The 13,283-nt window shown below is 67.2% G+C and carries 13 protein-coding genes; 7 read left to right on the top strand and 6 right to left on the bottom strand.

The genetic code is table 11. From position 1 onward, the window contains the following. Nucleotides 1-32: 32 nt before the first annotated feature. Entirely contained in the window at nucleotides 33-854 is an 822-nt protein-coding gene (locus BLQ28_RS18810; protein ID WP_093242566.1) for a transporter substrate-binding domain-containing protein, read from the top strand. A gap of 5 nt (nucleotides 855-859) precedes the next feature. Then, nucleotides 860-1,969 carry a mandelate racemase/muconate lactonizing enzyme family protein gene (locus tag BLQ28_RS18805; protein WP_093242564.1) on the top strand — a complete coding sequence of 370 codons (1,110 nt, stop codon included), beginning with the start codon at nucleotides 860-862 and terminating at the stop codon, nucleotides 1,967-1,969. 369 nt (nucleotides 1,970-2,338) lie between these two features. Here BLQ28_RS18805 and BLQ28_RS18800 read toward each other — a convergent pair whose 3' ends face one another. From BLQ28_RS18800 to recA, 3 genes are read right to left on the bottom strand one after another with little or no spacing between them, the layout of a single operon-like run. Beyond that, entirely contained in the window at nucleotides 2,339-2,770 is a 432-nt protein-coding gene (locus tag BLQ28_RS18800) for a polyketide cyclase (RefSeq protein WP_093242562.1), read from the bottom strand. Then, nucleotides 2,751-3,212 (bottom strand): recombination regulator RecX, encoded by a 462-nt coding sequence (gene recX / locus BLQ28_RS18795; RefSeq protein ID WP_093242560.1) that lies wholly within the window; start codon nucleotides 3,210-3,212, stop codon nucleotides 2,751-2,753. The genes BLQ28_RS18800 and recX overlap by 20 nt, the downstream gene beginning before the upstream one ends. A gap of 60 nt (nucleotides 3,213-3,272) precedes the next feature. Then, nucleotides 3,273-4,385 (bottom strand): recombinase RecA, encoded by a 1,113-nt coding sequence (gene recA / locus BLQ28_RS18790; protein WP_093242558.1) that lies wholly within the window; start codon nucleotides 4,383-4,385, stop codon nucleotides 3,273-3,275. Nucleotides 4,386-4,530: 145 nt separating this feature from the next. Here recA and BLQ28_RS18785 point away from each other — a divergent pair, with 145 nt between their 5' ends. The 3 genes from BLQ28_RS18785 (at nucleotide 4,531) to BLQ28_RS18775 (ending at nucleotide 7,318) form a co-directional block, all read left to right on the top strand. Further along, entirely contained in the window at nucleotides 4,531-5,016 is a 486-nt protein-coding gene (locus BLQ28_RS18785) for a MarR family winged helix-turn-helix transcriptional regulator (RefSeq protein WP_093242556.1), read from the top strand. A 66-nt stretch (nucleotides 5,017-5,082) separates the two neighbouring features. Further along, the gene (locus tag BLQ28_RS18780; protein ID WP_093242554.1) at nucleotides 5,083-5,757 is read left to right on the top strand and encodes a response regulator transcription factor; all 675 of its coding nucleotides are present in this window, start codon (nucleotides 5,083-5,085) and stop codon (nucleotides 5,755-5,757) included. Between the two features lie 115 nt (nucleotides 5,758-5,872). Beyond that, the gene (locus BLQ28_RS18775) at nucleotides 5,873-7,318 is read left to right on the top strand and encodes a sensor histidine kinase (protein WP_093242552.1); all 1,446 of its coding nucleotides are present in this window, start codon (nucleotides 5,873-5,875) and stop codon (nucleotides 7,316-7,318) included. Nucleotides 7,319-7,405: 87 nt separating this feature from the next. Here BLQ28_RS18775 and BLQ28_RS18770 read toward each other — a convergent pair whose 3' ends face one another. The 3 genes from BLQ28_RS18770 to BLQ28_RS18760 are packed head-to-tail and all read right to left on the bottom strand — an operon-like array spanning nucleotide 7,406 to nucleotide 9,146. Then, the gene (locus BLQ28_RS18770) at nucleotides 7,406-7,603 is read right to left on the bottom strand and encodes a sporulation protein (RefSeq protein WP_093242549.1); all 198 of its coding nucleotides are present in this window, start codon (nucleotides 7,601-7,603) and stop codon (nucleotides 7,406-7,408) included. Nucleotides 7,604-7,608: 5 nt separating this feature from the next. After that, nucleotides 7,609-8,430 carry a biotin--[acetyl-CoA-carboxylase] ligase gene (locus tag BLQ28_RS18765; protein WP_093242547.1) on the bottom strand — a complete coding sequence of 274 codons (822 nt, stop codon included), beginning with the start codon at nucleotides 8,428-8,430 and terminating at the stop codon, nucleotides 7,609-7,611. 2 nt (nucleotides 8,431-8,432) lie between these two features. Continuing rightward, nucleotides 8,433-9,146: an SET domain-containing protein gene (locus BLQ28_RS18760; RefSeq protein ID WP_371126687.1), complete on the bottom strand. Its 714-nt coding sequence runs from the start codon at nucleotides 9,144-9,146 to the stop codon at nucleotides 8,433-8,435. 177 nt (nucleotides 9,147-9,323) lie between these two features. Between BLQ28_RS18760 and BLQ28_RS18755 the strand changes: the two genes are divergently transcribed. Both BLQ28_RS18755 and BLQ28_RS18750 read left to right on the top strand, forming a co-directional pair. Beyond that, entirely contained in the window at nucleotides 9,324-12,296 is a 2,973-nt protein-coding gene (locus BLQ28_RS18755; RefSeq protein WP_093242542.1) for a DNA topoisomerase III, read from the top strand. A gap of 6 nt (nucleotides 12,297-12,302) precedes the next feature. After that, nucleotides 12,303-13,283 carry a tripartite tricarboxylate transporter substrate binding protein gene (locus BLQ28_RS18750; protein WP_176801161.1) on the top strand — a complete coding sequence of 327 codons (981 nt, stop codon included), beginning with the start codon at nucleotides 12,303-12,305 and terminating at the stop codon, nucleotides 13,281-13,283.

Genomic DNA, 13,283 nt, shown 5'->3' with positions numbered 1-13,283 from the left:
GCGCCCATCCTCACAACTCCAGGAGACCTTCGATGACCCGCTCTCTCTTTGCCAAGCGCCGCGGCGCACTGATTTCCGCCCTCGCGCTGGCCCTGCCACTCGCCTTCATCGGCGGCGCGGCGCATGCCGACCAGCTCGACACCATCACGGCCGCCAAGAAGATCCGCGTGGCCATCGACCTGGCCGTGCCGCCCTATGGCCTGAAGGACGAAAAACTCAACGCCACCGGCTCCGACGTCGAGACCGCGCGCCTGCTGGCCAAGAGCCTGGGCGTGGAGCTCGAGATCGTGCAGACCACCGGCGCCAACCGCATTCCGTTCCTGCAGACCGACAAGGCCGACATCGTGATCTCGAGCATGTCGGTCACGCCGGAGCGCGAGAAGGTGGTCGACTTCTCGATTCCCTACGCCGCCATCCTGGCGGTGGTCGGCGCGCCCAAGAGCATGGCGATCAGCGGGCCCGCCGACCTGGCCGGCAAGAAAGTGATCGCCACGCGCGGCACCACCAACGACCAGGAGCTCACCAAGGTCGCGCCGGCCGGCACGCAGATCGTGCGCTTCGACGACGACGCCACCTCGATCACGGCCGTGATCAGCGGGCAGGCCGACATCTTCGCGACCGCACCGCCGCTGCTGAAGACCATCAACGAGAAGAACCCCGCCAAGCAGATGGAGCCCAAGTTCACGATGAAGGTGAACATGCTGGCCATCGGCCTGCGCAAGAACGAGCCCCGGCTGAAGGCCAAGCTGGACGACTTCGTGAAGGCGCAACTCAAGAGCGGCGAGCTCAACACCATCTACAAGAAGTTCCATGGCGCCGACCTGCCCGCCGACGTGACGCGCAACGGAGCCTGAGCATCATGGCGAAGATCGACCAGGTCGAGATCGCGCAGATCGACATTGCGCCCAAGGTCAAGCGCACCGACGCCATCCAGTCCTTCGTGACGCAGGAGACCGTGATGGTCACCGTGCGCTGCGACGACGGCTCGGTGGGCACGGGCTACACGTACACCATCGGCACGGGCGGCTCGTCGATCGTGGCGCTGCTGCGCGACCACCTGGTGCCGCGCCTGATCGGGCGCGATCCGCAGCAGTACGAGGCGATCTGGCGCGACCTGTTCTTCCACACGCACGCCACCGCGGTCGGCGCCATCACCAGCCTGGCGCTGGCGGCCATCGACACCGCACTGTGGGACCGCAATGCGCGTGCGGCCGACCTGCCGTTGTGGCGACTGGCCGGTGGTGCGCAGTCGCGCGTGCCGGTCTACACCACCGAAGGCGGCTGGCTGCACATCGAGCCCGCGCAACTGGTCGAGCAAACGCTCGCGGCCAAGGCCGACGGTTTTCTCGGCGCGAAGATCAAGGTCGGCAAGCCGCATGTCGCACAAGACATCGCGCGCCTGTCAGCCGTGCGTGAAGCGGTCGGCGCGGATTTCGAGTTGATGGTCGATGCCAACCAGAGCTTCACCGTGGCCGAAGCCATTCGCCGCGCGCGCCAGTACGCGCCGCTCGATCTCGCGTGGTTCGAGGAGCCGATGCCGGCCGAGCATGTGCGCGGGCATGCGCAACTGCTGGCCAGCACCAGCGTGCCGATCGCGGTGGGCGAGTCGATGTACCACCCGTCGCAGTTCGCCGAATACATCCAGCAGGGTGCCTGCTCCATCGTGCAGGCCGACGTGGCGCGCGTGGGCGGCATCACGCCGTGGCTGAAGATCGCGCACCTGGCTGAGGCGCACAACATCGCGATGTGCCCGCACTTCCTGATGGAGCTGCATGTGAGCCTGTGCGCGGCGGTGCCGAATGCACGCTGGGTCGAATACATCCCGCAGCTCGACGACCTGACGACGAGCCGGCTGCGCATCGAGGACGGTCATGCGATGGCGCCTGAGACGCCGGGGCTGGGCATCGAGTGGGATGCGGAGCAACTGAAGGCGCGGCGCAAGTTCGAGCCGCTTGTTGTGCGCGGCTGAGAAAGCCTGCTTACGGTCTGTTTGGTGTTGAGGTGCCGTTGTTCAGGGCGGCGCCCACGCCGACGGCGTACTCCCCTCCGCGAATGTCCCCCGGCCTTCGGGCTACCGCCCCTCCTCCTTTGTTTCGCTGCGGGGAGCACACCGCCGGCGTGAGCGTTATCAGAGCACTGGTTGATCGGCGGCACTCCCACAGCGTGCCCTCGTGCGAATGGCACCGGGTGCTCCCCGCAGCGAAATAAAGGAGGAGGGGCGCAGCCCCGGGGGACATTCGCGGAGGGGAGTACCCGGTGTCATCCGCACGCACCCCGAATCAACCGCAGTCACACCACGCGGCCACCGAGTAGCCCGCGAACAGATCAGAAGGCCCAGTCAACCAGCTTCGAGCAAACGCTGCAGCGACTGCAGATCCCGCACGATCCATTCCGCATCACGCGCGAAGGCCGCATCGTCCATGTGCGGCTGGCGCAGCAGCGTGAACTGCAGTTCGCAGACGTCCGGCGCCACGCCGATCACACGGAACGGCACGTAGACCTCTGGCACGTCTTCGGGCGCGACCCAGTGGTCGAGCACGCCGAAGTCATTGGGCGGCGCAAAGCGCATGCGGGCGTCGCCGTTCTCGGGGGTGCGCACGATCCAGTGGTCGCCCTGCGGCAGCACCGCACTCCTGGAAAGCCCGCTGGCCCACTCGGGCAGGCGCACCGGATCGGCGGCAACCTTGTATGCGCGGCGCCAATCGCAAGCCACGCGCTGCGTGATGACGCGCGAGGGCGCGCCATGCGTTTCACTCGCCTGCTGCTTCATCGAAGTCGCTCCGGAGAACCTTGGACACGACAGCACCCGAAAAGCCGCGCGCCATCAGGAACCGCATCTGCCTGGCCCTTTCCTTCGCATCGGCGGGCGGTGCGTCGAAGCGGCGGCGCCACAGGGCCGTGGCGCGCTCGACCTCGGTGTCCTGCAAGCCGGCCACCGCCTCGGCGATGGCCTCGGGCGCGATGCCCTTGGCCTGCAGTTCCTGGCGCACCCGCAATGCGCCCGAGCGGGCCGCACGCTGGTTGAGCACCGAGGCCACGACGCGCGGCTCGCTGATGAAGTCCTTGGCGGCAAGCTCGTCGAGCGCCTTCGCCAACGTGCCGGGCTCTTCTTCGTGCCTGGCGAGCTTGCGCTCCAGTTCCGCGCGCGAATGCTCGCGCTGGCTCAGGAGGCGCAGTGCGCGGCCTTTGAGGGAAGGGGCACCGAAAGCCATTCGAAGAAAAAAGTCATTCGCGCGGCCCGCGGAATCCGCGAAGAGGCCGCGCCATCGAACTTACAGCTCGGCGGCCTTGTCGGCCTTCGGTGCCTTGGCGGGCTTCTCGGCCTTTTCAGGTTCCGAGCCGGCATCGGCGGCCAGCAGCGGAATGCCCAGCGACTCGCGCACCTTGTTCTCGATCTCGCGCGACAGCTCGGGGTTCTCGCGCAGGAACTCGCGGGCGTTGTCGCGGCCCTGGCCGATTTTTTCGCCGTTGTAGGCGTACCAGGCACCCGACTTGTCGACGATCTTGGCCGTGACGCCCATGTCGATGATCTCGCCTTCGCGGCTGATGCCTTCGCCGAACAGGATGTCGAACTCGGCCGTCTTGAATGGAGGCGACACCTTGTTCTTGACCACCTTCACCTTGGTTTCGTTGCCGATGGCTTCGTCGCCCTTCTTGATGGTGCCGATGCGGCGGATGTCCAGGCGCACCGAGGCGTAGAACTTCAGCGCGTTGCCGCCGGTGGTGGTTTCGGGCGAGCCGAACATCACGCCGATCTTCATGCGGATCTGGTTGATGAAGATGACCATGCAGTTGGTCTTCTTGATCGTGGCGGTGAGCTTGCGCAGCGCCTGGCTCATCAGGCGGGCCTGCAGGCCGGGCAGCGAGTCGCCCATTTCGCCTTCGATTTCGGCCTTGGGCGTGAGCGCGGCGACCGAGTCGACCACGATCAGGTCCACGGCGCCCGAGCGCACCAGCGAGTCGACGATTTCAAGGGCTTGCTCGCCGGTGTCGGGCTGGCTGATCAGCAGGTCGGACAGGTTCACGCCGAGCTTCTGGGCGTACTGCACGTCGAGGGCGTGCTCGGCGTCGACGAAGGCGCAGGTGCCGGCCTGCTTCTGCATGGCAGCGATGACTTGCAGCGTGAGCGTGGTCTTGCCCGACGATTCCGGGCCATAGATTTCGATGACGCGGCCGCGCGGCAGGCCGCCGACGCCCAGCGCGATGTCCAGGCCGAGCGAGCCGGTCGAGACCACCTGGATGTCTTCCAGCGCCTCGCCTTCGCCGAGCCGCATGATCGTGCCCTTGCCGAACTGCTTTTCGATCTGGGCCAGCGCGGCTTGGAGGGCCTTGGCCTTTTCGCTGTTAGGGGCCGAGATGCTGGTGCCCTTGACGACTGCGTCCATGTGGAAACTCCTTGAAAATCAACGGTTTGTGTTGGGTTTCATCCATCTGCTTTTAACCACAGGCTGGATGCTTGAACAGTAGTGTAGGGGCTCATGGATTTGAGTAAACCCATTTTTTGGTCAGTTTGCTTTACCATTTCCCGCCATGGCCGACACAGCTTTCCCGACCGATCCCGATGCCTGGCGGCAGACCCACCTGGGCCGCCTGCTGGGCCACGCCATGCGCCGCTTCGACGAGCGCGTGCTGGCGCTGATGGCGCACGACCTCGACGTGCCCCTGGCCCTGTCGAACCTCGCCGCGCGCGCCCAGGTGAGCGCCGCGCACATCCACATCACGCGGCACCTGGCGCGCGAGGGCTCGCGCCTGACCGAGCTGGCCGAAAGCGCCGGCATGACCAAGCAGGCGATGGGCGCGCTGGTCGACCAGTGCGAGGCCTGGGGGCTGGTCACGCGCGGGCCCGATCCGCTCGATGCGCGCGCGCGCCGCGTGCTCTTCACCCCCGACGGGCTGGCCTGGCTCGATGCCTTTCGCAGCGCGGTGACGCAGGCCGAGCGCGAGTTCCGCAGCAGCGTCGGCGATGACATTGCCACCGTGGTAACCATCGGACTGGAAGCCTACACAGCGGGCTAGACTCCGCCAGGGAGAGACAAATGTGAACGGCGCCAGCGCGGCGCCTGAACCGGCCGGAGGTGGCGCATGAGAATTCTGATTGCCGAAGACGACCAGGTGCTCGCCGATGCCCTGCTGCGCAGCCTGCGCACTTCGGGCGCGGCGGTCGACCACGTGGCGAACGGCTCGCAGGCCGACACCGCGCTCATGACCCATGACGAATTCGACCTGCTGATCCTCGACCTCGGGCTGCCCAGCCTGCACGGCATCGAGATCCTGAAGCGCCTGCGCGCACGCGGCTCGCAGCTGCCGGTGCTGGTGCTCACGGCGGCCGACAGCGTGGAAGAACGCGTGAAGGGCCTGGACCACGGCGCCGACGACTACATGGCCAAGCCCTTCAGCCTGCAGGAGCTCGAAGCGCGCGTGCGCGCCCTCACGCGGCGCGGCATGGGCACCACCAGCAACGCGATCCGCCATGGCCCGCTGGTCTACGACCAGGCCGGCCGCGTGGCCACCATCGACGGCAAGATGATCGAGCTGTCGGCGCGCGAACTCGGCCTGCTCGAAGTGCTGCTGCAGCGCGCCGGCCGGCTGGTCAGCAAGGACCAGCTGGTCGATCGCCTCTGCGAATGGGGCGAGGAGGTGAGCCTCAACGCCATCGAGGTCTACATCCACCGCCTGCGCAAGAAGATCGAGAAGGGGCCGGTGCGCATCGCGACGGTTCGCGGACTGGGCTACTGCCTCGAAAAGATCCAGTCCTGATGTACCCATGCGTGCGGGAAATGCCGTGCAACCGGCTTCGCCGGGCCGCAGGCATTGCCCCCGCTGAGCGGTTGGCGAAACGGCACGAAGTGCGCAAGGCCTGGGGGCACGCCAAGTGAAGCTCTTCCAGCGCGCGCAGCGCTCCCTGTTCGGCGATATCCTCTACTGGATGCTCACGCCGCTGCTGCTGCTGGTGCCGGTGAGCATCGGCGTCACGTGGCTGGTGGCGCAGGGCATTGCCAACGCGCCCTTCGACCGCGCGCTCGAGCACAACGTGAAGGCATTGGCCGAACTGGTGACGGTGAAAGAGGGCGAGCCCCGGTTCACGTTGTCGCAATCGGCGCGCGAGATCCTTCGTGCCGACGATACCGGCCATGTGTACTACCAGCTGGTCGACGGCCACGGCGTGCTGCTCAGCGGCGAACGCGACCTGCCGCACCCCAACGTCGACGACCCGCCGGGCCCCAACGTCGTGCTGCTGCACAACAGCGAGGTCCACGACAAGCCGGTGCGCGTGGCCTCGCTCTGGATCGCCAGCGACCGCGAGGACGTGCCGCCCAGCCTGCTTCAACTGGCCGAGACGCGCGAGAAGCAGTCGGTGCTCGCGGCCGAGATCATCAAGGGCGTACTGCTGCCGCAGTTCGCGATCTTGCCGCTGGCGGTGCTTCTGATCTGGCTGGCGCTGGTGCGCGGCATCAAGCCGCTGTCGGTGGTGGAGGCGCGCATCCGCGAGCGGCGGCCCGGCGACCTGAGCCCGCTCGACGAATCTTCCGTGCCGCTCGAAGTGGTGCCGCTGGTGTCGTCGGTGAACGAACTGCTGAACAAGCTCAACGATTCCATCGACACGCAAAAGCGCTTTCTGGCCGACGCGGCGCACCAGCTCAAGACGCCGCTGGCGGGCCTGCGCATGCAGGCCGACCTGGCGCAGCGCGAAGGCGCCAATGCCGACGAGCTGAAGCAGTCGCTCAAGCAGATCGGCCGCGCCAGCGTGCGTGCCACGCACACGGTGAACCAGTTGCTGTCGCTCGCGCGCGCCGAAGGCACCAGCGCGATGACGCACCAGCAGCCCTGCGACCTAGCGCGGCTCACCATCGAGGTGGTGCGCGAAGCCGTGCCGCGCGCGATCGAAAAGCGCATCGACCTGGGCTACGAGGGCGCCCAGGCGGGCGCGCCGGGCGTGGTGTTCGACGGCAACCCGACGCTGCTGAAGGAGCTGGTGCGCAACCTGGTCGACAACGCGCTCAACTACACGCCCTCGGCGCCTCCCGAACGCCCTGGCCGGATCACCGTGCGCGTGCTGGCCGACCCCTTCGGCCATGTGCTGCTGCTGCAGGTGGAAGACAACGGCCCCGGCATCGCGGAGACCGACCGCGAGCTGGTGTTCGAGCCCTTCTACCGCGTGCTCGGCAACGAGGCCGATGGCTCGGGGTTGGGGCTGCCGATCGTTCGCGAGATCGCCAACCAGCACCGCGCGCAGGTCAAGCTGGAAGATGCGCATCCCGGCAAGCATCCGCCGGGGGCGCTCTTCACGGTGCGCTTCGAGGGCGAGCACCTGGAGTGACGTGAAGTGAAGCGAAGGGCCCGCTGAAGAAGAATGCAGGGTCGGTACAGCGCATGTTCGCGCGCGCCGACCGATGCCCCGCGCGGATCAGGGCGCGGGCGCGCTGGCCTTGGGTTCCTTGCGGATCTGCAGCCACTCGGGCCGGATCTGCCGCGCAAGGCGTTGCGGCTCGCGCTCGTTGAGCCCGGCCGGCGCCAGCCCGAAGCCGACGAGATCGCCGCGCGCCCACAGGAAGTAGCCGGCGTTGGCCAGCAGCAAGACGATGAGTGCCAGGCGCAACTTCATCCGCGTCAGAAGGACATGCCGCGAGGGCGCACGCTCACTTCGTCGCTGGTGATCAGCTGCAGGCCGGCGTCGGTGCGCACCTGCAGCTCACCCCCCCAGGCCACGCCTTCGCACAGGCCGGCAGTGCCGTCGCTCAGCGCCACCTCGCGCCCGCGCAGCACGTCGCGTGCGGCAAAGCGTTCGGCAAAAGGCGCGAAGCCGCCGGCCTCGAAAGCCAGCACGGCGCGCACCAGCGGCTCGGCCAATTCGCGCAGCACCTCGGGCGCATTTGCCTCGGGCCGCCATTGGCGCATCCACGCGGGCGGCGTGCGCATGCCGTCGCCTTCGCGCGCGCCGATGTTGATGCCGATGCCGATCACGACATAGCGCTGTCCGTCTTGCCGCGCAGTGTGCGGCATCGCGGTCTCGATCAGGATGCCGACCAGCTTGCGGTCGTTGACCCACACATCGTTGGGCCACTTGAGCCCGACCTTGTGTTCGCCCGTGGGGTCCAGACTCTCGGCCACGCTGACACCCACGGCCAGCGACAGGCCCGACCAGTCGGCGGGCGCCAGCGGCAACCCCAGCGAGAAGGTGAGCGAGGCGGCGGGTTCCTGCTGCGGCGCGCTTTGCCACGGGCGGCCGAGGCGGCCGCGCCCCGCGGTCTGGCGTTCGGCCACCAGCAGCACGGGCTCGGTGCGGCCGGCGCGCGCACGGCGCATCAGCTCGGTGTTGGAAGAATCGATTTCGGCCACGGCCTCGACCGTGAAGCCCGGCAGCAGCGGGGTGACGGACGCGGCGATCCGGTCTTCGAACCAGGTGGCCGAGGTGCCGCTGTTGCTGCTCATGCTCAGTCCTTGCCGGACTTGTCTTTCCTGGCGGACTTCTTTTCCGCCTTCTTGCCGTCGGCCTTCTTCTCGACTTTCTTTTCGGCTTTCTTCTTGTCGGCCTTCTTGGCCTCTTTCTTCTCGGCCTTTTTCTTGTCGGCCTTTTTCCTGGCCTTCTTCTTTTTCTTCTTCTCTTCGTCTTCGTCCTTGGGCGTCAGCAGCGTGCCGCGGCACTGCTCGGAGCCGCACCAGCAAGGAAATTCGGACAAGAGCTTCGGCGTGTAGGGCTCGTCGATGATCAGGCCGTAGTCGTAGTTGAGCTCTTCGCCCGCGGCGATGTTGCGCAGCGCCTTGATATAAACGCGCCCATCGACTTCGTCGGCTTCGCAGTTCGGCTCGCACGAGTGGTTGATCCAGCGCGCGTCGTTGCCCTTGACGTTGCCGTCGATCACACGCCCGTCGTCGATGTGGAAGTAAAAGGTGTGGTTCGGCTGGGCCGGGTCGTGCGGATGGCGGCGCAGCGCCTCCTTCCAGCTGATGACCTCGCCCTTGTATTCGATCAGCGTCTCGCCTTCGGCCAGGTCCTGCACGGCGAACACGCCGTTGCCGTGGACGTCGGAGCGTCGCATCTGGATGCGGCGGCGGGTCCGTCCCGGGGCGGAGCGTTCTTCTTCACCTTCGGGGGATTGAAGAGTGTCCCTGTCGCGGCCAGCTGAAATGGGGGATTTGGAAGGCATCGCCGAAGTCTGTTAGTTTGAATATGCACACATGCGCGTGTGCGCGTGCGCACGCGGGAAGCCGCAGATTGTATGTGGCCCCCACGCTCTCGCACGGCGTGTCGTCGCTGCCCCCGAGGGGGCCGCAGGCCGTTTGAGGCGGCCCGGCGCCGGCCAGAACTTTTTTAGGAATTGTTGATGAAGACGTTGGTAATCGCAGAAAAGCCGTCGGTGGCACAGGACATCGTCCGTGCACTCACGCCGGTGGCCGGCAAATTCGACAAACATGACGAGCATTTCGAGAACGACAGCTATGTCGTGACCAGCGCTGTCGGTCACCTGGTCGAGATCCAGGCGCCCGAGGAGTTCGACGTCAAGCGGGGCAAGTGGAGCTTTGCCAACCTGCCCGTGATCCCGCCGCACTTCGACCTGAAGCCGGTCGACAAGACCAAGACGCGCCTGAACGCGGTGGTCAAGCAGGCCAAGCGCAAGGACGTGACGCAACTCATCAACGCCTGCGACGCGGGCCGCGAGGGTGAGCTGATCTTTCGCCTGATCGAGCAATACGCCGGCGGCAAGCACCCGCTGGGCAAGCCGGTCAAGCGCCTCTGGCTGCAGTCGATGACGCCGCAGGCCATCCGCGACGGCTTCGATGCGCTGCGCACCGAAAAGCAGATGCAGGGCCTGGCCGACGCCGCGCGTTCGCGCTCCGAGGCCGACTGGCTGGTAGGCATCAACGGCACGCGCGCCATGACGGCTTTCAATTCGCGCGACGGCGGCTTCTTCCTCACGACCGTGGGCCGCGTGCAGACGCCCACGCTGTCGGTGGTGGTCGAGCGCGAGGAGCAGATCCGCAAGTTCGTCTCGCGCAACTACTGGGAAATCCACGGCAACTTCGCGGCCGAGGCCGGCGAATACCCCGGCAAGTGGTTCAACCCCGACTGGAAGAAAGCCAACGCGCCGCTGCTGGCCAACGGCGAGCCCGATGCCGAGCAGCGCGCCGACCGCGTCTGGGACGAGCAGGAGGCGCTGGCCATTGCCAATGCCGCGCGCGGCAAGCCCGCCACCGTCACCGAAGAAAGCAAGCCGACCACGCAAGCATCGCCCGCGCTGTTCGACCTGACCTCGCTGCAGCGCGAGGCCAACGGCCGCTTCGGCTTCAGCGCCAAGACCACGCTTGCGCTGGCGCAGAGCCTGTACGAACGCCACAAGGCGCTGACCTACCCGCGTACCGATTCGCGTGCGCTGCCGGAAGACTACCTGCCGGTCGTCAAGCAGACCATGGGCATGCTCGCCGAGAGCGGCATGAAGCACCTGGCGCCGTTCGCCCAGCAGGCGGTCGACGGCAACTATGTGAAGCCCAACAAGCGCATCTTCGACAACGCCAAGGTGTCGGATCACTTTGCGATCATCCCGACGCTGCAGGCGCCGAGCGGCCTGAGCGAAGCCGAGCAGAAGCTCTATGACTTCGTGGTGCGGCGCTTCCTGTCGGTGTTCTTCCCGAGCGCCGAGCACCAGGTCACCACCCGCATCAGCACGGTCGAGCAGAACGGCAAGAAGTACCCGTTCCGCACCGACGGCAAGGTGCTGGTCAAGCCGGGCTGGCTCGCCATCTACGGCAAGGAAGCGCAAGACGACGAGAAGGAAGACGACAAGGACGGCAAGCGCCTCGTGCCGGTGAAGCCGGGCGAGATCGTGCGCACCGAGTCGGCCGACATCAAGGGCCTGAAGACGCGCCCGCCGGCACGCTACTCCGAAGCGACGCTGCTCGGCGCGATGGAAGGCGCCGGCAAGACCATCGACGACGACGAGCTGCGCGAGGCCATGCAGGAGAAGGGCCTGGGCACGCCAGCCACGCGCGCCGCCACCATCGAAGGGCTGATCGCCGAGAAGTACATGCTGCGCGAAGGCCGCGAGCTGATCCCGACGGCCAAGGCCTTCCAGCTCATGACGCTGCTGCGCGGCCTGGGCGTGGAAGAACTGTCGAAGGCCGAGCTGACCGGCGAGTGGGAATACAAGCTCGCGCAGATGGAGAAGGGCGCGCTCAGCCGCGACGCCTTCATGCGCGAGATCGCGGCGATGACCGAGCACATCGTCAAGAAGGCCAAGGAATACGACCGCGACACCGTGCCGGGCGACTACGCCACGCTCGAGACGCCGTGCCCCAACTGCGGCGGCGTGGTGAAGGAAAACTACCGCCGCTACGCCTGCACCGGCAAGAGCGGCACCGGCGAAGACGCCTGCGGTTTCTCGTTCGGCAAGTCGCCGGCCGGGCGCACCTTCGAGGTGGCCGAGGCCGAGGCGCTGCTGCGCGACAAGCACATCGGCCCGCTGGACGGTTTCCGCTCCAAGGCGGGCTGGCCCTTCACGTCCGAGATCGTCATCAAGTACGACGAGGAAGCCAGGAACTGGAAGCTGGAGTTCGACTTCGGCGACGACAAGAACGCCGAGAGCGGCGAGATCGTCGACTTCAGCGAGCAGGACACCGTGGGCCCGTGCCCGGTGTGCGGCGCGCCGGTGTTCGACCACGGCAGCAACTACGTCTGCGAAAAATCCGTGCCGACCAACGCGCAGCCGACGCCCAGCTGCACCTTCAAGACCGGCAAGATCATCCTGCAGCAGCCGGTGGAGCGCGCGCAGATGGAAAAGCTGCTCGCCACTGGCAAGACTGACCTGCTCGACAAGTTCGTGAGCATGCGCACGCGCCGCGCCTTCAAGGCCTTCCTGACCTGGAACGCCGAAGAGGGCAAGGTGACCTTCGAGTTCGCGCCGCGCGAAGGCGGCAGCAAGTTCCCGCCGCGCAAGACGACCTTCGGCAAGGCCGCACCCGCGGGCAAGACGGCTGCAGCCAAGAAGGTGGCGGCCAAGAAGACGCCCGCCGCCAAGAAGGCACCGGCCGCGAAGAAGGCGGCCACGCCACGCAAGCCGGGCGCGGGCCTCAAGCCCAGCGACTCGCTGGCGGCGGTGATCGGCGCCGAACCGGTGGCACGCACCGAGGTCATCAAGAAGCTGTGGGACTACATCAAGGCCAATGGCCTGCAGGACGCGGCCAACAAGCGTGCGATCAATGCCGACGCGAAGCTGAAGCCCGTGTTCGGCAAGGACCAGGTGACGATGTTCGAACTCGCGGGCATCGTGGGCAAGCACCTCTCGGCGCCCGACGCGGCCTGACGCGGCATGCAGCGCCGACACCTCGCCGCCGCGCTGGCCGCAGCCATGCTGCTGGGCGGTGCGGGCCTGGCCCAAGCCGCCGCGTGGCCTGACAAGCCCGTCAAGCTGGTCGTGCCTTTCCCGCCCGGACAGGCCACCGACATCTTTGCCCGTGCGCTCGCCGAACAGCTCGGCAAGCGGCTGGGCCAGCCCGTGATCATCGACAACAAGGCCGGCGCGGGCAGCAACATCGGCACCGAGTTCGTGGTGCGCGCGCCGCCCGACGGCTACACGCTGGTGGTGGCCGGCAGCGCGATGGCGGTGAACCAGACGCTGTATGCCAAGCCGGGCTTCGATCCGCGCAAGGACCTCGTGGGCATCTCGCTGATCGCGAAGGTGCCGCTGGTGTTCCTGGCCACGCCCGAAAGCGGCATCCGCACGCTGGCCGACCTCACGGCGCGCGCCAAGGCCGAGCCCGGCCGGTTGAGCTACGCGAGCGCCGGCATCGGCGGCACGCAGCACCTGTCGGGCGAGATGTACAAGTCGGCGGCGCATGTGTTCATCACGCACATTCCGTACCGGGGCAGCGGGCCGGCGCAGTCGGACTTTCTGGGCAACCAGATCCCGCTGATGGTCGATTCGGTGACGGCCGCGCTGCCGCACATCAAGTCGGGCAAGGCGATTCCGCTCGCGGTGACCTCGGCCACGCGCTCGTCGCAGTTGCCCGATGTGCCCACGGTGCGCGAGTCCGGCGTGGCCGGCACGAAGAACTTCGAAGCCGTGGGCTGGCTCGGCCTGATGGCGCCGCGCGGCACGCCGCCCGAGATCGTGGCGCGGCTGAACCACGAGGTGACCGACATATTGAAGAGCGAGCAGATGGCGCGCTTCATCCGCGAGCGGGGCTCCGAGCCGACGCCCACGAGCGGGCCCGAGTTCGACCGCTTCGTGGCGAGCGAGATCGGGCTCTGGGGTGCGGCGGTGAAGGCTTCGGGCGCCAAGCCCGAATAA

The sequence above is a fragment of the Variovorax sp. EL159 genome (genome assembly GCF_900100965.1).
Lineage (GTDB): Bacteria > Pseudomonadota > Gammaproteobacteria > Burkholderiales > Burkholderiaceae_C > Variovorax.
The sequence above is the reverse complement of the archived record's forward strand: the minus strand, read 5'-3'. Positions and strand labels throughout refer to the sequence as shown.

Excerpts from the sequence above, each read along its gene's own strand:
- recX (WP_093242560.1), bottom strand. The coding sequence starts at position 3,212 with ATGGCTTTCGGTGCCCCTTCCCTCAAAGGCCGCGCACTGCGCCTCCTG.
- BLQ28_RS18755 (WP_093242542.1), top strand. The coding sequence starts at position 9,324 with ATGAAGACGTTGGTAATCGCAGAAAAGCCGTCGGTGGCACAGGACATC.
- BLQ28_RS18750 (WP_176801161.1), top strand. The coding sequence starts at position 12,303 with ATGCAGCGCCGACACCTCGCCGCCGCGCTGGCCGCAGCCATGCTGCTG.
- BLQ28_RS18800 (WP_093242562.1), bottom strand. The coding sequence starts at position 2,770 with ATGAAGCAGCAGGCGAGTGAAACGCATGGCGCGCCCTCGCGCGTCATC.
- BLQ28_RS18780 (WP_093242554.1), top strand. The coding sequence starts at position 5,083 with ATGAGAATTCTGATTGCCGAAGACGACCAGGTGCTCGCCGATGCCCTG.
- recA (WP_093242558.1), bottom strand. The coding sequence starts at position 4,385 with ATGGACGCAGTCGTCAAGGGCACCAGCATCTCGGCCCCTAACAGCGAA.
- BLQ28_RS18770 (WP_093242549.1), bottom strand. The coding sequence starts at position 7,603 with ATGAAGTTGCGCCTGGCACTCATCGTCTTGCTGCTGGCCAACGCCGGC.
- BLQ28_RS18805 (WP_093242564.1), top strand. The coding sequence starts at position 860 with ATGGCGAAGATCGACCAGGTCGAGATCGCGCAGATCGACATTGCGCCC.
- BLQ28_RS18760 (WP_371126687.1), bottom strand. The coding sequence starts at position 9,146 with ATGCCTTCCAAATCCCCCATTTCAGCTGGCCGCGACAGGGACACTCTT.
- BLQ28_RS18810 (WP_093242566.1), top strand. The coding sequence starts at position 33 with ATGACCCGCTCTCTCTTTGCCAAGCGCCGCGGCGCACTGATTTCCGCC.
- BLQ28_RS18765 (WP_093242547.1), bottom strand. The coding sequence starts at position 8,430 with ATGAGCAGCAACAGCGGCACCTCGGCCACCTGGTTCGAAGACCGGATC.
- BLQ28_RS18785 (WP_093242556.1), top strand. The coding sequence starts at position 4,531 with ATGGCCGACACAGCTTTCCCGACCGATCCCGATGCCTGGCGGCAGACC.